Origin of the sequence: Rhizobium sp. AN73 (assembly GCF_030757975.1) — a bacterium.
In the GTDB taxonomy this organism is placed as follows: domain Bacteria; phylum Pseudomonadota; class Alphaproteobacteria; order Rhizobiales; family Rhizobiaceae; genus Agrobacterium; species Agrobacterium arsenijevicii.
The window spans coordinates 873,457-890,384 of the sequence record NZ_JARWME010000002.1 but is presented as its reverse complement, the minus strand read 5'-3'; the positions used below and the strand labels follow the sequence as shown (position 1 = coordinate 890,384).

The 16,928-nt window shown below is 59.5% G+C and carries 14 protein-coding genes; 2 read left to right on the top strand and 12 right to left on the bottom strand.

Going from position 1 to position 16,928, the window contains the following annotated elements; genetic code table 11:
• Positions 1-93 precede the first annotated feature (93 nt).
• The 10 genes from serS to RBH10_RS14300 form a co-directional block, all read right to left on the bottom strand.
• The gene (gene serS / locus RBH10_RS14345) at positions 94-1,377 is read right to left on the bottom strand and encodes a serine--tRNA ligase (RefSeq protein ID WP_281036760.1); all 1,284 of its coding nucleotides are present in this window, start codon (positions 1,375-1,377) and stop codon (positions 94-96) included.
• Between the two features lie 104 nt (positions 1,378-1,481).
• Positions 1,482-2,285 carry a twin-arginine translocase subunit TatC gene (tatC, locus tag RBH10_RS14340; RefSeq protein ID WP_045023898.1) on the bottom strand — a complete coding sequence of 268 codons (804 nt, stop codon included), beginning with the start codon at positions 2,283-2,285 and terminating at the stop codon, positions 1,482-1,484.
• On the bottom strand, positions 2,282-3,082 hold the full coding sequence (gene tatB / locus RBH10_RS14335; protein WP_281036761.1) for a Sec-independent protein translocase protein TatB: 801 nt from the start codon (positions 3,080-3,082) through the stop codon (positions 2,282-2,284). Before tatB ends, tatC begins: the two co-directional genes overlap by 4 nt.
• Before the next feature lie 54 nt (positions 3,083-3,136).
• Entirely contained in the window at positions 3,137-3,346 is a 210-nt protein-coding gene (locus tag RBH10_RS14330) for a twin-arginine translocase TatA/TatE family subunit (RefSeq protein WP_045023893.1), read from the bottom strand.
• Between the two features lie 130 nt (positions 3,347-3,476).
• Positions 3,477-4,223 (bottom strand): SMC-Scp complex subunit ScpB, encoded by a 747-nt coding sequence (gene scpB / locus RBH10_RS14325; protein WP_045023928.1) that lies wholly within the window; start codon positions 4,221-4,223, stop codon positions 3,477-3,479.
• A complete protein-coding gene (locus RBH10_RS14320; RefSeq protein WP_281036762.1) occupies positions 4,213-5,061 on the bottom strand; it encodes a ScpA family protein in 849 nt (282 codons plus the stop codon). The genes scpB and RBH10_RS14320 overlap by 11 nt, the downstream gene beginning before the upstream one ends.
• Before the next feature lie 58 nt (positions 5,062-5,119).
• Positions 5,120-6,136, bottom strand: coding sequence for a beta-N-acetylhexosaminidase (gene nagZ / locus RBH10_RS14315; RefSeq protein WP_306180667.1), 1,017 nt, complete (start codon positions 6,134-6,136; stop codon positions 5,120-5,122).
• 237 nt (positions 6,137-6,373) lie between these two features.
• On the bottom strand, positions 6,374-9,376 hold the full coding sequence (locus RBH10_RS14310; protein WP_281036764.1) for an SPOR domain-containing protein: 3,003 nt from the start codon (positions 9,374-9,376) through the stop codon (positions 6,374-6,376).
• A gap of 66 nt (positions 9,377-9,442) precedes the next feature.
• The gene (gene argS / locus RBH10_RS14305) at positions 9,443-11,200 is read right to left on the bottom strand and encodes an arginine--tRNA ligase (RefSeq protein WP_281036765.1); all 1,758 of its coding nucleotides are present in this window, start codon (positions 11,198-11,200) and stop codon (positions 9,443-9,445) included.
• A 76-nt stretch (positions 11,201-11,276) separates the two neighbouring features.
• Positions 11,277-12,494, bottom strand: a complete 1,218-nt coding sequence (locus RBH10_RS14300) for a deoxyguanosinetriphosphate triphosphohydrolase (RefSeq protein ID WP_281036766.1) — start codon at positions 12,492-12,494, stop codon at positions 11,277-11,279.
• 210 nt (positions 12,495-12,704) lie between these two features.
• Here RBH10_RS14300 and erpA point away from each other — a divergent pair, with 210 nt between their 5' ends.
• Positions 12,705-13,037, top strand: coding sequence for an iron-sulfur cluster insertion protein ErpA (gene erpA / locus RBH10_RS14295; RefSeq protein ID WP_281036767.1), 333 nt, complete (start codon positions 12,705-12,707; stop codon positions 13,035-13,037).
• 97 nt (positions 13,038-13,134) lie between these two features.
• The gene (xth, locus tag RBH10_RS14290; RefSeq protein ID WP_306180666.1) at positions 13,135-13,935 is read left to right on the top strand and encodes an exodeoxyribonuclease III; all 801 of its coding nucleotides are present in this window, start codon (positions 13,135-13,137) and stop codon (positions 13,933-13,935) included.
• A 155-nt stretch (positions 13,936-14,090) separates the two neighbouring features.
• Here the strand turns inward: xth and exoR are convergent, their stop codons facing one another.
• Both exoR and RBH10_RS14280 read right to left on the bottom strand, forming a co-directional pair.
• Positions 14,091-14,885, bottom strand: a complete 795-nt coding sequence (gene exoR / locus RBH10_RS14285) for an exopolysaccharide production regulator ExoR (protein ID WP_045023877.1) — start codon at positions 14,883-14,885, stop codon at positions 14,091-14,093.
• Positions 14,886-15,450: 565 nt separating this feature from the next.
• Positions 15,451-16,734 (bottom strand): outer membrane protein transport protein, encoded by a 1,284-nt coding sequence (locus tag RBH10_RS14280; RefSeq protein WP_045023875.1) that lies wholly within the window; start codon positions 16,732-16,734, stop codon positions 15,451-15,453.
• Positions 16,735-16,928: the final 194 nt, after the last annotated feature.

The window sequence follows — 16,928 nt, the reverse complement described above, 5'->3', positions numbered from 1 at the left end:
AATCGACAGGTTGCAGATCCTCGGGACAGGCCCGAGGATGACGTCGGCGCAATTGGAAGATTCTCCTTCCAATAGCACGACGCTGCCGCTCCCTCAGGCCGCCTTCTCGATCCGTGTCAGACCGCCCATATAGGGCAGCAGCACGTCTGGAATTGTGACCGAGCCGTCCTCGTTCAGATAATTTTCCATAACGGCGATCAGGCAGCGGCCGACAGCCGTGCCGGATCCGTTCAGCGTGTGCACGAACTTCGTGGCCTTGTCGTCCTTGCCGCGATAACGCGCATTCATGCGCCGCCCCTGGAAATCGCCGCAGACGGAGCAGGACGAGATTTCGCGATAGGTGTTCTGTCCCGGCAGCCACACTTCCAGATCGTAGGTCTTGCGCGCGCCAAAGCCCATATCGCCGGTGCACAGCGTCATGGTGCGAAAATGCAGGCCAAGACGCTTGAGCACTTCTTCGGCGCAGGCCGTCATGCGCTCGTGCTCGGCAACAGCACTTTCCGCATCGGTGATGGAGACAAGCTCGCATTTCCAGAACTGGTGCTGGCGCAGCATGCCGCGCGTATCGCGGCCGGCAGAGCCCGCTTCCGAACGGAAGGACGGGGTGAGTGCGGTGAAGCGCAGCGGCAGCTTTTCCTGCTCGAGAATTTCGCCAGACACGAGGTTGGTCAGCGTCACTTCCGCCGTCGGGATCAGCCAGCGGCCATCGGTGGTCTTGAACAGATCCTCGGAAAACTTCGGCAGCTGGCCGGTACCGAACATCGCCTCGTCGCGCACCATCAACGGCGAGGATACTTCCGTATAGCCATGCTCGCTGGTGTGCAGGTCGATCATGAACTGGCCGAGCGCCCGCTCCAGCCGTGCCAGCTGGCTGGTCAGCACGGTAAAGCGCGAGCCCGAAAGCTTGGCCGCCCGCTCGAAATCCATGTAACCGAGCGCTTCGCCAATCTCGAAGTGCTCCTTGGCCTCATGGTTCCAGCCGGGCTTCTGGCCAACCACGCGGGCCACCACATTGTCGTGTTCGTCCTTGCCATCGGGCACATCGTCGAAGGGCATGTTCGGCAGGCGCGACAGGGCGTCGTTCAGCTCGGCGGTGACCTGACGGTCCTCCTCCTCGGCGCGCGGCATGTTTTCCTTGATGTCGGCGACTTCGGCCTTGAGCTTTTCCGCAAGCTCCATGTTCTTCTGCGCCATGGCGGCGCCGATTTCCTTGGAAGCGGCATTGCGGCGCGACTGCATGTCCTGCAGGGACTGGATGACGGAACGGCGCTTTTCATCGAGAGCGATCAGGCCGCCAGCGGTAGGCTCAACGCCGCGTCTTGCAAGAGCCGCATCAAAGGCTTCGGGGTTTTCGCGTATCCATTTAATGTCGTGCATCGTCGTTCCAGACTGTTGTTGGTCGCTGGCGTTTTATCAGCAAAACGCCGGGCGAAAGGCCCGGCGCGAGGAGATTTTATGAGCGGGAAGACCGTGGCGAACCGTCAGGTCTCTTCCAGCTCCGTGCTTTTGGATTCCGCCGCACGTTTCCTCTCCACGAGTCGAGCCATGTAGATGGAAATCTCGTAGAGAATGATCGCAGGCAGCGCAAGACCGATCTGGGACATGGGGTCTGGCGGCGTCAGCACGGCCGCGACCACGAAGGCCATGACGATGGCGAACTTGCGCTTTTCACGCAGCCAGTCGCTGGTCAGAATCCCGACGCGCGCCAGAAGCGTGGTGACGACAGGCAACTGAAATACCAGGCCGAAGGACAGAACCAGCGTCATGATGAGGCTGAGATATTCCGACACCTTCGGCATCAGGGAAATTGCCACTTCGCCGTCTACCGGCAATTGCTGCATGGCGAGGAAGAACCACATGACCATGGGCGTGAAGAAGAAATAGACGAGTGCCGCACCGATGAGGAAAAGGATCGGCGAAGCGATCAGGAACGGCAGGAAGGCTGCGCGCTCGTTCTTGTAGAGGCCGGGCGCCACGAATTTATAGAGCTGCGAGGCGATCACCGGGAAGGAGATCACCATGGCGCCGAACATCGCAACCTTGATCTGCGTGAAGAAGAATTCCTGCGGCGCCGTGTAGATCAGCGACGATTTCGCGACATCCAGACCGGCCCAGATCACCGCCCACTTATAGGGGATCACGAGCAGGTTGAAGAGATGCTTGGCAACGGCGAAACAGGCGATGAAGGCGACGAAGAACGCGCCGAGCGACCACATCAGCCGCGTGCGCAACTCCATGAGGTGCTCGATAAGCGGCTGCGGCTTATCCTCGATATCCCCGCTCATGCTTCATCCTTTTTAGGCTTCACAGCCTTTGTTTTTGCCGTTTTGGCCGGCTTGGCATCCGCCACCGCGACAGCCTTGTCCGCTACCGTTTTCTTCACGGCGGGCTTTCTGGCGGCAGCCTTTACGGGCGGCTGCGAAACGGCGGGTACGCTGATTTCGGGAGAGGCCGCGGCTTCCGGCGTCGCGGTCGCCTTGGCGCGGCTGGCGCGTTTCGGCTTGGCGGCAACCGCTTCGGCCTCAACCACGGAAGCATCGGGGGACGCAACGGATTTAGCCGGGGCTTTTGCCGTTGATTTTGCAGGAGCCTCTACAGATGCCTGATCCCCGGCCACCTTTTTAGCCCGCACGCGCTTCGGCTTTTCAACAGCCGCAACGGTAGAGGCGACGGCAGGCGCCGTATCCGGAAGCTTCATCTCCGGCTCCGGCACGCTGACCAGCGGCGCAACAGGCTCGCTTGTCGCGGGTGCGGCGGTAGACGACATCGCATCGGGAGCGGCTGTCGCCTTCTGCAGGTCGGACTTGATCTCGTTGCCGAGCTGGCGAAGCGGGTTCATCGCATCGCGCAGCGAATTGGTCGGGTTGAGATTGCGGACATCGGAGATCGTCTGCCGCACATCGTCCATGTCGGCCTCTTTCAAGGCCTCATCGAACTGGGTGCGGAAGTCCCCCGCCATCTTGCGAAGGCCGGCCATCGTTTTACCGAAGGCGCGGATCATGGGCGGCAAGTCCTTTGGCCCAACGACCACGATCAACACGACCGCGATCACCAGAAGCTCGCTCCAACCGATATCAAACATCAAAACGCTCCCGAGACCCTAGCGCCAGTCTCAAAACAGGCAGGCTCAAGCCGCTTACTTGATCTCGTCAGCCTTGTGGTCGACAGTCTTCGCGTTGACATCGGCCGGCGGCGGCGTTGTCTGGTCTTCGTCAGACATGCCCTTCTTGAAGCTCTTGATGCCCTTGGCGACATCGCCCATCAGTTCCGGGATCTTTCCGCGTCCAAAGAGAACGAGAACGATCACCAGCACGATCAGCCAATGCCACACACTAAAAGAACCCATAACTGAAACTCCTGAATTTCGCTTTCAGACGATGTAAGACGTTTGAAAGGCTTTTTCAAACAACAAATTGCCGGTTCGACAGGGTGTACGCATAAAGTTTTCGTGCCTTGTCGCCCGCGTGATGGCGATATCAATCGTCGCCATCGCCGCCGCCCGGCGCAAGCAGGCCCAGCTCTTCCAGATCAAGCTGCGTGATCGGGTCTTCGTCCTCGCGCAACTCGTCGCTCATCATCGGCAAAGGCACGCCGAAATTGGACGGAATACGGCCCGAAAGCAGGCCTGCACCCTTCAGTTCCTCAAGGCCCGGCAAATCCCGCAGCTCCTCAAGGCCGAAATGATCGAGAAATTCTACCGTGGTGCCGATCGTCACCGGCCTGCCGGGCGTACGCCTGCGGCCCCTGAAACGCACCCAGCCCGCTTCCATCAGCACATCGAGTGTACCGCGCGAGGTTTGCACGCCACGGATTTCCTCGATTTCGGCGCGTGTCACCGGTTGATGATAGGCTATAATCGCCAGAACTTCCAGCGCCGCGCGCGAAAGCTTCTTCGGCTCTTTTTCCTCCGAGCGGATGACAAAGGAAAGATCGCCCGCCGTGCGGAACGCCCATTGCCCGCCCACCTGCACCAGATTGACGCCACGCTCGCCATAGGCGGCCTTCAGCCTCATAAGGATGGCAACGACATCCATGCCGCGTGGTAGGCGCTCGGCAATGAAACCCACGGAAACCGGTTCGGCGGAGGCAAACACCAGCGCCTCGGCAATCCGCTCGGCTTCCTTCAGCTGGCGCTCGGAAAATACCGTGGGTTCGGCCCCCACCACATCCGCTGCCCCATCTGCCACAAGGGTCGCCTCGCCGGTCTCGTCGTCATGCGTCATCATTGGTCCTTTCGGCGTCCGGCGTGCGGTCGTCTCTCTCGCTCCTGCGCATATAGATGGGCTGGAAGGCACCCTCCTGGCGGATTTGCAGCGATCCGTCACGCACCAGCTCCAGCGAAGCGGCAAAGGCACTGGCAATCGCCGTCACCCGCATGGCGGGATCGGGCACATATTGCAGCAGGTAATGGTCGAGAACCGTCCATTCGCCGACATCGCCGAGCAGACTGATCAGAAGTTCCCGCGCCTCCACCAGCGACCAGACCTGCCGTTTTTCAATCGTGACCTGGGTGATGGCCTGCCTTTGTCGCAGATTGGCATAGGCGCTCAGGAGATCATAGAGGTTCGCTTCATAGGCGGAGCGGTTGATATGCGGAATATGCTCCGGCGCACCGCGGGCAAAAACATCACGGCCGAGCTGGGCGCGGTTGACGAGCCTTTCGGCCGCCTCGCGCATCGCTTCCAGTCGCTTCAGCCGGAAGGCCAGCGTCGCAGCCATTTCCTCGCCGGACGGGCCGTCATCCTTCGCCTGCTGCGGAATAAGCAGCTTGGATTTGAGGAAGGCAAGCCAGGCCGCCATGACAAGATAATCGGCCGCAAGCTCGATGCGCACGCGTCGCGCGCTTTCCACGAATTGGAGATATTGCTCGGCCAGCGCCAGCACCGAAATACGCGATAGATCGACCTTCTGGGTACGGGCAAGGTGCAGGAGAAGATCGAGCGGGCCTTCGAAACCCGCGACATCGATGACCAGCCCGGCCTCGCCCGTCAGCCGCTCCGGCGTCACATCCTGCCAGAGCTTGTCCATCGGTGTTGAATTGCGGGGCTTGTCTGCGGCCATTGTTCCATCCGCCGGGCGTCCGGCCTGTCGTCCCGAGTACCGGGCCGCCGCCCGATTGTCAGGAAACGGCCCACATGGCGTTGAATTCGGCTCTCAATTCCGCCTCGTCGGAGGCATCGGCCACGGGGAAACCCGCTTCCACGGCCCGCACCCGCTCCAGCGAACGGCCGGAAAGAACGGGAACCTCTTTCACGACCTCACGCATTTCACCCATCACGCCGTTGCAATGCAAGACTATATCGCAGCCACCAGCAACAATATTCGCCGCACGCTCGCCAAGCGTGCCCTTCAGCGCATTCATGGAACTGTCGTCGGACATCAGCAAGCCATCAAAGCCGATCCGGCCGCGAATGATCTCCTCGATCACCTTCGGTGAGGTGGTTGCCGGCCGTTCCCGGTCGACGGCGTTGAAGACCAGATGCGCGCTCATCGCCATCAATTCGCGATTGAGCGCACGGAACGGCACGAAATCATGGGCGTCGAGTTCGTCGAGCGGTACGTCGACCACCGGCAATTCATGGTGCAGATCCACCATGCCGCGACCGTGGCCGGGCATGTGTTTCATGACAGGCAACATGCCGCCCGCCTTCAGGCCATCGGCCGCCGCCTGCCCCATCTCGGCCACCATCGTCGGCGTGTAGCCATAGGCACGGTTGCCGATAACGTTGCTTGCGCCTTCCACCGGCACGTCGAGCACCGGCAGACAATCGACGTTGATACCGAGTTTCATAAGATCAAAGGCATGCAGGCGCGACATCAGCCAGGCGGCGCGCAGACCGGCACCGCGATCGCGCTCGTAGATTTCGCCGAGAATGCGGGCATTCGGATAGGCTTGCAGGATCGGCGGCTTGATGCGCTGTACGCGCCCGCCTTCCTGATCGATCAGAACCGGGGCTTCGGGCCGCCCGATGGCGTCGCGCATGGAGGCGACGAGATCGGTAATCTGCTGCGCATCGCCGATATTGCGCCCGAACAGGATGAAACCCCAGGGGCGCTCGTCGCGGTAAAGGGCAATCTCGTCAGCGGAAAGCGTCAAGCCACCGCATCCGAGGATCATAGCTTTGCAATCGGTCATGATGTCACGCTCACAGGGAAAATAAGGGGAAAGGGTAAGGAGACTGCGCCATCGGGACTGCGAAAATTGTCCGATAACCTCTCCGCGTCGTCCACGGGCCTGACCCGAGGATCCATCGCTCCGGGTTGTGGATCCTCGGGTCAAGCCCGAGGATGACGGCGGAGTGTGATGGAAGGTCCGAATACTTCAAGGGCTGCCTTCGCGGCAGCCCCGTTTTCTATGCCAATCCGGCCGCTATTAGCGCGCCACCAGGCAGCTGCCGCCCGCTGCGCGGAACTTTTCGCACAGCGCCACGGCTTCGTTCTTGTCGCCTGCCGGGATGCGAACGCGGTAGAACGTGCCCTTGCCGGCGATTTCGGCGGCCTTGATGTCGACGCCCCGACCAGAAATGACCGAACCGAACTTGGCAGTCATGCTCTGATAGGACTTTTGGGCCTCCGCCTGGCTCGGCAGGGACGCGATCTGGATGTAATAACCACCCGACGAAGGCGTGCTCGTTGCAGCCGGTGTGGCGGCAGCCGTCTGCTGCTGTGCCGCCTGTGGCTGGGCCGGAGTTGTTGCGGCAGGACGGACATTGCCCTGATTGGTCACCGTCGCCACGACATTGGAAGGCTGCGAGGACGGACGCGCCGAAGGAAGCGGTGCCGCCGTCTGCGAGGCTGGCTTGGACGCGGCAGCAGGCGTGTTGGCCTGCGGCTGCGCGGCCTGTTCCGGCGCGACCGGAACACGCGAAGCGGCGATGACGGCGGGAGCGCCCTCACCCGGCTTGGCGGTCTGGGGTGCTGCAAGCTCCGCAACCTTGCCGGCCTTCGGTGGCTGGGCAGCCGGTGCGTCAACTTCCTGCGCAACCAGCGTACCGTCAGGCTTGACGATCATGGTGCGGACCTTGCGCGGCGAAACGCCAGTTGCACCGGCACCTTCGTTCTGCGCGGCCTTTTCTTCCGGCGAAAGCAGGCGCGGATCTTCGGTCTCACCGACAGGCGTGCCGGTGGCTTCCATATCCGCGTCGTTTTCACCTTCCAGCGGCAGCTGTTCGGGGATCAGCGTGCGCTGAACCACATCAACCGGCTTTTCGTTGCTGGAGATCAGCGCCGGCTGCTTCGGATCGGCAGCACTGCCACCGGCCACGCGGTCATAAACCGCCTTGTCCTGATTAGGCACGACGCGGCCGCCCGGATTTTCCGGAACGACCTTCATCGGATCGTTATCGGCAGATATGATGACCGGCGCACCGTTGGAACCCGTGCCGGACGAACCGCCCGAGATCAGCGCGTAAACGCCACTACCAACAAGCACCAGACCGATTGCGGCGGCAACCGGCATGATCCAGCGGCGACCACCGCGTTCATCCTCGTCGCGATAGGCGGCCTGATGATCGACATAGGTATTCTCGGCATCGCGCGGCGCATTGCCACGCGAAGCTGCAGCCTCCTGCATGGAGCGGCGGAAATCCTCTTCCAGCGCCCGCTCGAACTCGTCGGCTTCCTCCGGCCCCTGGGCTTGAGGACGCGGCTGCGGGGCAGTTGCCCGGTTTTCCGCGTGTTTGTGACGATCCAGACCACCGGCAACCGCAGGCGCAAACAGCGTCGCTAGTTCGGTGTCGATATCGAGATCTTCTTCGTGACGGCGGGCAACAGGCTTGGGTTCGAAAACGCCAACCGGCAATTCCGGCACGTCCATCTCGATGATGGTTTCGGGATGTTCTTCCGTCTCGCCGATCTGCGAGGGATCGAAAGGCAGGCTTTCCAGCGTTTGCGGCACGACCGGCTGCGGCGCGGCAACCGCCGGGCGCGGCTGAACCGGAGCGGCAGCAACAGAAACGGTCGCCGGGCGCGGTTGAGGCGCAGGCTGCTCCCGCACCGGCTGGGGTGCGACGGCGGCAACGACTGCCGGGGCAACCGGCTGCTGGCGAACAGGCTGCGGCGCAGGTGCCGGTGTTACCTCGGCTGCGGCGATTTCGGAGAGGTCCAGATCAAGATCGAGATCGTCAAGCGCAAGCTCGAAATCATCGTCGTTGAAGCCCGCGAAATCGCCAAAGTCCGGCTCCTGGGCGGGCGGTGCCGTTACTACCGGCGCGGCCTTCACAGGGGCGACAACCGGCGCAGCAGCAACCAGAGGCGGCTCCACTCTTGCGGCCTGTACGGCAGGTGCATCCTGAACAACCGGCTCTTCGCCGCGTACGGGAATGGAATATTTCGCAACGCCGTAGATCAGCTCGTCCATCGGCGAGAGATTTGTTGCAGCCGGCGTTTCAGCGACCGAAGGCGTGAAAGTCTCGGCGACGGAAGGCGCAAAGGTCGGCGCGGTCTCTTCCGCCTGAACGAAGACAGGTTCAGGAGCAGGTTCGATCTGCGGCTCGATACGGGCTGCGGGCAGCGCTTCGGACCGTGGTTCGATCCGCTTCGGATCACCCGCTGCAACATCGCGGCGCGCCCCGAAATTGGCAAGCGGCAGACGCAGGCTGGAAAACTCCAGCGAAGAGCGGCCACCCTGCGAAGGCGGACGCACGGAAACCGGTGCTGGCGCTTCCTCGGCAACCGCAATCTCTACCTCATCGGCGAGATCAAAAGTCTGCGGTTCTGTCGCATAGCTGTGATCTGAATGCGCAACATTGCTCGAAACATCGGCCGGAAGCTCGGGCATGGCGTGCCATTCGGGCTGGACCGGCTCTGCGGCCTGCGGTGCTTCCCATGCGGCCTGCTGGTAAACCACCGGCTCGGCAGGGCGCGACTGGCGCGAATGCACGTCGAAAACCTCGGCCACCGCACCGGCATCGTCGCGGAAATCCGCGCGAATGTCCTGCGTCGACGTCTCGACGTAATTGTGGATATAGGCGTGATCAACCTCAGGAAGCGGCTCTTCCCTCACCTCTGGTGCTGGTGTTGGCGCGGGTTCGGCCGCAGGCGCAAGCTCAGGCTCGCGGCGGGCGAAAACCGATTCGACGCGCTGCATGAAATCGCTGGGGTGGATGCCCGCACGGACATCGTTTGCCGGGTCAAGAACGACCGGATCGGCGTGCGGCGCATCGTAAACCTCGAACTCCCGAAGCAACTCGTCTTCGAGGTTGAATTCGGGTTCGCGGCGGGTTGCCGGAGAGGCAGCGCGTGGCGCAGCTTCGGAACCCGCATGCGAAGGACGATCTTCGAAACCGACGATACGCGCCAGTTCTGCCAGAGGATCGTTGTCAGCGAACTCTTCAGACCGGGCACCCCGGTTATACGCGACATTTTTTTCGACCATTACGTGTTCCACCATCTACGCATTGCAGCTCTTGCCAGCGTATTGTGAGCAAATAATGGTGATATGTTATCGCATCTCGTCAGGCGCGTCCGCTCCTAAAAGCGTAAGGCCGGACTTCAAAACATTCGCGACAGCATTCACCAGCCCGAGTCTGGCAATGCTCAATTCTCGGTTTTTATCGTTAATAAAACGTAATTCCGGTTGGTCTTTACCTTTGTTCCAGTGTCCATGGAAGGAACTGGCGAGATCGTAGAGGTAAAAAGCAAGCCGGTGCGGCTCGTGCGAAAGAGCTGCGGATTCGATCAGACGTGGGTATTCGGCGAGCTTTGCAACCAGCTGCAACTCGTTGATATCGCTAATCAAAGCAACGGAGGACGACATATCGTCCTGCGAGAGTGCAAGACCCGGAAACGCTTCCTGCGCCTGCCGGAAGATCGACATGCAACGGGCATGCGCATATTGCACGTAAAAGACCGGATTATCTTTCGATTGTTCGGTCACTTTGGCAAAATCGAAGTCCAGCGGCTCGGAATTCTTGCGATAGAGCATCATGAATCGCACGGGATCGCGACCCACTTCGTCCACGACATCGCGCAGCGTGACGAAGTCGCCGGAACGTTTCGACATCTTCACCGGCTCGCCATCGCGGTAAAGCTTGACCAGCTGGCACAGAAGTACCGTCAGCTTCGACTTGCCTTCCGAGACGGCACGCGCAACCGCTTCCAGCCGCTTCACGTAACCGCCGTGGTCAGCACCGAGCACGTAGATCATCTCGGAGAAACCGCGATCATACTTGTTCTTGAAATAAGCGACGTCGGCGGCGAAATAGGTGTAGGAACCGTCCGATTTCATCAGCGCACGGTCCATGTCATCGCCGACTTCGGTCGAACGGAACAGCGTCTGTTCGCGATCTTCCCAGTCTTCCGGCAACTCGCCCTTCGGCGGCGGCAGGGTGCCCTTGTAAACGTGGCCCTTGAAGGTGAGATCGTTGATGGCCGAGAGAATCGGGCCGCCATTGCCCTCATGCAGCGTGCGCTCCGAGAAGAACACGTCATGCTTGACGTTCAGCGTCTCCAGATCCTCACGGATCATCACCATCATCGCGGCAATCGCCTTGTCCTTGACGATAGGCAGCCACTTTTCCTCGGGCATGGCGCGCAGCTTGATGCCGTATTCATCCGCCAGCGCCTGGCCGACGGGAACGAGATAATCGCCGGGGTAGAAGCCCGACGGAATTGCGCCGATGTCTTCGCCAAGCGCTTCGCGGTAACGCAGGAAAACAGAACGCGCCAACACGTCGATCTGCGAGCCGGCATCGTTGATGTAATATTCCTTGGTCACGCCATAACCGGCAAAGGCGAGCAGGTTCGCCAGCGTGTCACCCACGACCGCACCACGGCAATGGCCGACATGCATCGGGCCGGTGGGGTTGGCAGAGACATATTCGACGTTGATCTTCTGGCCCGTACCGATCTTCGAGCGACCGAAATCGATGCCCTGCCCGATCATGTCAGCAAGAAGACGCTGCCAGTAACCGACCGAGACCTTGAGATTGATGAAGCCGGGACCGGCGACATTAACGCTATCGACATCGCCATCCGCCTGAAGGGCTGGCACGATGAGTTCGGCCAGCGCCCGGGGATTGGTGCCAAGCGGCTTGGCCAGCACCATCGCCGCATTGGTTGCGACATCGCCATGGCTCAGATCGCGCGGGGATTCGACCGTAATTCGACTGAAATCGACCTTTTCGCGGTTCTCTTTCACGAGATCGAGGGTCTCGAGCGCGTTTTTGATCCTGGTATCGAAATCAGCAAAAATGTTCATCGTTCCAACCTGCGCGAAGGGCTTCTGTTCATGTCCGGCCATCATAACCGGGTCGGCTTCGCGATTGCCCGCTGCCCTATCGCAAATCGGGGGTGTGGTCAAACAGCCGCTGGTGGGCGCGCAGTGCATAACTATCGGTCATACCCGCCAGATAATCGCCCACATGCCGGGCTTTTGCGGCCTCGCTCATGCCGGAAATGCTGTCCACCCAGTAGTGGCTCTGCATCTCAGCCGGCGTCTCCATATAACGGTGGAAAAGGTCGGTAACGATCTGCGTGGCACCTGCGCGGATGCGCATGATTTCCGGGTGGCGGTAGATATGACCGAACAGGAGCTTCTTGATCTGCCGGTCGGTTTCGGCCATTTCCGGCGAGAAAGTCGCTACGGTAAAATCAGCGCCGCGAATATCGGCGGCACTTTTCGGCTTCAGCCGGGCAAGATTGTGCTGAGCGACACCGATTACATCTTCGACCATGTGGGTGATCTGGCGGCGCATGATTTCATTGGCGAAGCGCTCCTTGTCGAGCACGGGATATTTCGCCCGTACCTCTGCCATCAGCTTGCTGAGGAACGGCACCTCCTCCAGCATGTCGAAGGTAAGATAACCGGCGCGCAACCCGTCATCGATATCGTGAGTATTATAGGCGATGTCGTCGGCAATCGCCGCCATCTGCGCCTCGAGGCTGGCATAGCTGCCGATTTCCAGATCCTGCAACTCGCAATATTCGATGATGGGTAGCGGAACCGGCCCCTTGATCCCCTCGCCCTTGGCATTGACCAGCGGGCCATTGTGCTTGACCAGCCCCTCCAGCGTCTCCCATGTCAGGTTGATGCCGTCATATTCGGCATAGCGGCGCTCCAGCTTGGTGACGATACGCAATGACTGGGCATTATGATCGAAGCCGCCATAGGGCAGCAGCACCGCATCCAGCGCGTCCTCGCCGGTATGGCCGAACGGCGTGTGGCCGAAATCATGCACCAGCGCCACGCCCTCGGCCAGATCCTCGTCGAGCTTCAGCGCCCGCGCGAGCGCGCGGGCAATCTGCGCCACTTCGATCGTGTGGGTAAGGCGGGTACGGTAATGGTCTCCGTCAGGGCTGATGAAAACCTGCGTCTTGTGTTTAAGCCGGCGAAACGCCGTGGTGTGGACGATGCGGTCCCGGTCGCGCTGGAACTCCGAACGGGTCAGGCTTCCCTCTTCGGCAAAAAGACGCCCGCGCGTGGTCCATGGATCCGAGGCGAAAACCGCCCTCTCGCCGCTTCCGAAACCCAATGCGCGCTGGTCTATAATCATGCATCCACCTGTACTGTTGGCCGGGACTTCCTTTAGCCTTGGCCATTGACCTTTTCATCCACCCTTCATACCTATCGCAAAGGTCGGCGCAAAGCATCATCGCGGCAAAGGCCGTTGCGGACATCGCTATAGACCGTTTATTTGACTGGTTTATAATGGCGTCGACAAATCTATTGCTCTCCGGTTCTTGACCCCGGCACGAGGAACGACATGGAAAACAGCGACATTACACTTTCAGAAGCCGCAGCGAAGCGAATCGCCCAGATCGTCGCAGCGGATGCAGGCAAGCAGGCGCTACGCGTTTCGGTAGAAGGCGGCGGCTGCTCGGGCTTCTCCTACAAGTTCGATCTGGCGGACGACGCTGCCGATGACGACATCGTGATTGCACGCGGCGACGCCAAGGTGCTGATCGACAGCATGTCGGTCATCTACATGGCAGGCTCCGAAATCGACTTTGTCGATAACCTGCTCGGCCAGTCCTTCCAGATCAAGAACCCGAATGCGGTGGCAAGCTGCGGCTGCGGCACCAGCTTTTCGGTCTGACATCATTCTTTCCACCACATCCTCACCAGCCGTTTCCAAAAACGGTGGCAATCGCTTTTTCATCGGGTAAAAGTACCCTCACAAAAGGGAAACTCCGATGAAGATTGCCACCTGGAACATCAACGGCGTCAAGGCGCGTATCGAAAACCTCTGCCAGTGGCTGAAGGATTCGTCGCCTGACATCGTCTGCCTTCAGGAAATCAAATCGGTCGACGAGGGTTTTCCCCGCCTTGAGCTGGAAGCGCTCGGTTATCATGTCGAGACTCACGGCCAGAAGGGCTTCAACGGCGTTGCCCTGCTGTCGAAGATGAAGCCTGACGAAATCAATCGTGGCCTGCCGGGTGACGACACCGACGAACAGGCGCGTTTCATCGAGGGCGTATTTTCCGTCGATGGCGGCGCGATCCGGGTCTGCTCGCTTTATCTGCCGAACGGCAATCCGCCTGACGATCCGGTCAAATACCCCTACAAGCTCGCCTGGATGGAACGGCTGCGCCGCTTTGCCGAGGATCGACTCGCGCTTGAGGAGCCGCTTATTCTGGCGGGTGACTACAACGTCATCCCCGAACCCTTCGATTGCCACGACCCACGCGTGTGGGAAGGTGACGCTTTGTTCCTGCCAAAGACGCGCTCGGCGTTCCGCAAGCTGGAGAGGGATCTCGGCTTTACCGATGCCGCACGCGCGACGACGGATGAAGCCGGACTTTATTCCTTCTGGGATTATCAGGCCGGCGCTTGGCCAAAGAACAACGGCATCCGCATCGATCACCTGATGCTGTCGGCGGAAGCGGCCGACCGGCTGAAATCGGTCAGCATCGAAAAACATGTGCGGGCATGGGAAAAACCGTCCGACCACGTACCGGTCTGCGGTTATTTCGATTTCACGCCGGTTGGCTGACCGGCTCTCGCCGGGCGACTTAGAGCATTTCCAGTAACAGTGCCTAGCGGTTTTACGTCCGGAAAATGCTTGGAAATAAAGAATTAGAGCACGTCAAACGATTCCGTTTAAACGGGACGTGCTCCAAGTCGCCTCGACCACAACAGACATTATTGTCAGTTCGGATCGTCGATCTGCATGTTCTGCGCCATCGCGATGGCCGCGCGGCGGTCGTTTTCGCCCGAGAGCGAAAAAGCCTGTTCCTGAAGGGTCTGGATCCAGGTGCAATCCACCGCCGTGCATTTGTCGAGCGCAGCCGTCATGAAGGCGAGCCCCTGCGTCGTCTGGCCTTCCTGGAAAAGCAGATTGCCGAAAATCGACATGGCGCCGGCATGGCCGTGCTTGCGCGCCTGATTGAGCCACTTCTTGGCCTGCTGCACATCCGCGCGGCCTCCCTCACCCGCAAGGATCATTTCCGCCAGCCGGAACTGCGCTTCAGCCACGCCAAAAGTGGAAGCCACCTGAAAATAAAGCTGCCGGGCCTGCGAGAGGTCCATCTTCACCGGGCTGCCCGGAATGCCGTGACGGTAATAATCGGCGAGCGAAAGAAGCGCGTTGACGAAGAAGCCTGTATCCTCGGAACCCGGCTCGACACCCTGGCTGGCGATTTCGCTGTAAATCTTGAAGGCTTCGAAGTCGTTCTTGGCAACACCGTCGCCGAAGGCATACATGTTGGCAAGCGCCCAGCGCGAGCCGGTGTGGCCCTTTTCGGCCGCATAACGATAGGCCTCGACGGCTTCGCCCTTATTGCCGTTCTTGTAGGCCTTGAAGCCGAACTTGAACAGATCGAAGGGGCCGGATTCCTTGGTAACGCCTGCGTTAATGTCAAAAGCCAGCACTGGCATTGCGAGTGACGCAAGCAACAGGCTCATGAAGAGCGGCTTTAGGACATGGGCTTCACATTTCAGCATTTAGGCGAACTTCTCTCACTCTTCCCGGCATATAGCCAATACTTGCGGAATACTGCAAAGCTGAACCCCGCCGGGTCGCGATTTTTCGAACACACTGCGTCTTTCCGGCAGCACTTTCCAGCGCACTGCCGGTGGTCTCTTGCGGTCATTGCCCAAGTTTTTCGGTGAAACAGATATAGGCATAATTTCCGGCAATATAACGGCGTTTCACCGCCTGCCGGTCAGCGTCAAACAAGAAAGTCGGGTCAAATTCCCGTATTACTTGCTTAAACCCTGAATCCAAACCCGTTTTCACTTTTCACAACCCCGCAGGCCCACATCAAACGCCTGCATGTTCTTCCATCCCCGCGTCCATAAACATCAGCCAAGCACCTTGTTTGTGGCGGGAAATGGACAGATCTGCCTACATTCCAACGCGACCTCACGCTTGCAGAAAAGTGTTGCCAAATCGTCACAAAACTCTCGGCCTAGAAAATTTTATCGAGCAGGAATCATAGTCGCGAATAAAAAAAGGCCCGGTTGGTAAACCGGACCTTTCTTGACTTAGCTAATATTGAGAATGGCCTCAGAACTTGACCTTGACGCCCGTCGAGATCGCAGCCACGAGATCGTTGCCGAAACGGTAGCCCGCCTCGTCGCCGCAGGTTGCCGTGCCAACGGAGCTGCAACGGCCGCCGTTGATCGAAGATTCACCCGAGGTGAGCAAGCCGAGCGCGCCGGCAATCTTGAACTCGATATTTTGATTGGGCGAATAGACGATCTGGGTGCCAAGCATCCAGGTATCGGTCTGCGTGCCGATAACCGTCGATGTGCCACGATCCCATGTCAGGCTGACAGCGCCGCTCCACTGATCGTTGAACTTGTGGCCGACACCGCCGGAAATCGTCCAGCCGTCACGATAATAAAGATCGAGTGTCGTGAGCGAAGTTACACCCGCAATACAGGTGGGAACACCGACCTGGCAGAAAGGCACAACCTGAATCTGGCTCCAGTCCGTCCATTTCACGGAACCGAAGGCAAGCCAGTTCGGAGCGATACCGGACTGCACTTTAAGTTCCACGCTGTCCGGCATGGAAACCGAACCGTAAACGGGCGTGACTTTACCGCCGTAAGCGACGAGAGCCGGGCTGCCGGCGGCAGGAAGGCTTCTGAGATCGACCGTGCCGTTCAGATCGTGATCGACGGCACTGTTATAAACGAGGCTCGTGCGGAAAGCGATTTCCGGGATCTCGTAAGCGACACCCGCACGCCAGCCCCAGCCGTCGCCTTCCATTTCCAGCCTGCCAACACCGGAATAAAGGGAAGGATAAGCGGGACCAAGTGCTGTCGGGGAAACGACCTGACGGTTTTTGTAACCGCTAAGCTCCTGATAGAAACCGCCGCCGATGATCGAGAAATCGCCCTTGCCGAGATCGAACTTCACCCGGCAGGTGGTCGCATAGTTGTGCGACTTGACCTTGGTTTCGATATTGTAGCTCGATCCCTGCCAGATGCCGGGATTAAGATCCGCACCCCATGGCTGCGAATAATCGAACATGCAGTCGCCGAAATCGCCGATGGCCGCTTTGGCGCCAACGCGTGTCGACCAATAGCTTTCCGAGTCGTCAGCGGTGGTTGACCAGGACGCCGGCAACGGGCCACCGCTTTTTATCGGATTGTCCCGCGCATTATCAACCTTGCGCTGCGGCGCAACGAATGTAGCGGAACTATCGAGAACATAGTCAGATGGATCGAACAGCAGGTCGATGTTGTAACCGCCGCGCTCAAGGCCGCCCGCCAGTGAAGGCGTGACCGCCGCAATGCTGGCTACGAAACATACCGCGCCGCGAAAAAATGCAGTTTTTGCCATCTCTCTCCCCAATCAAGGCAATTTGATCATTGATAGAGTGAAATGCTTTGCGGCAAATGACAATCTGTCGCAGCACGACGCGCTTGCCACCAGATGGCCATTTTTTTACGTAAGTTTTTTGTGTTTGCCTTCTTACATAATCATTTTAGGCTATTATTCTAATCCAAACGGAAAAACCGATAAAAAACGAAACA

Coding starts and splice junctions, on each gene's coding strand:
- serS (WP_281036760.1), bottom strand. CDS start 1,377: ATGCACGACATTAAATGGATACGCGAAAACCCCGAAGCCTTTGATGCG.
- tatC (WP_045023898.1), bottom strand. CDS start 2,285: ATGAGCGGGGATATCGAGGATAAGCCGCAGCCGCTTATCGAGCACCTC.
- tatB (WP_281036761.1), bottom strand. CDS start 3,082: ATGTTTGATATCGGTTGGAGCGAGCTTCTGGTGATCGCGGTCGTGTTG.
- RBH10_RS14330 (WP_045023893.1), bottom strand. CDS start 3,346: ATGGGTTCTTTTAGTGTGTGGCATTGGCTGATCGTGCTGGTGATCGTT.
- scpB (WP_045023928.1), bottom strand. CDS start 4,223: ATGACGCATGACGACGAGACCGGCGAGGCGACCCTTGTGGCAGATGGG.
- RBH10_RS14320 (WP_281036762.1), bottom strand. CDS start 5,061: ATGGCCGCAGACAAGCCCCGCAATTCAACACCGATGGACAAGCTCTGG.
- nagZ (WP_306180667.1), bottom strand. CDS start 6,136: ATGACCGATTGCAAAGCTATGATCCTCGGATGCGGTGGCTTGACGCTT.
- RBH10_RS14310 (WP_281036764.1), bottom strand. CDS start 9,376: ATGGTCGAAAAAAATGTCGCGTATAACCGGGGTGCCCGGTCTGAAGAG.
- argS (WP_281036765.1), bottom strand. CDS start 11,200: ATGAACATTTTTGCTGATTTCGATACCAGGATCAAAAACGCGCTCGAG.
- RBH10_RS14300 (WP_281036766.1), bottom strand. CDS start 12,494: ATGATTATAGACCAGCGCGCATTGGGTTTCGGAAGCGGCGAGAGGGCG.
- erpA (WP_281036767.1), top strand. CDS start 12,705: ATGGAAAACAGCGACATTACACTTTCAGAAGCCGCAGCGAAGCGAATC.
- xth (WP_306180666.1), top strand. CDS start 13,135: ATGAAGATTGCCACCTGGAACATCAACGGCGTCAAGGCGCGTATCGAA.
- exoR (WP_045023877.1), bottom strand. CDS start 14,885: ATGCTGAAATGTGAAGCCCATGTCCTAAAGCCGCTCTTCATGAGCCTG.
- RBH10_RS14280 (WP_045023875.1), bottom strand. CDS start 16,734: ATGGCAAAAACTGCATTTTTTCGCGGCGCGGTATGTTTCGTAGCCAGC.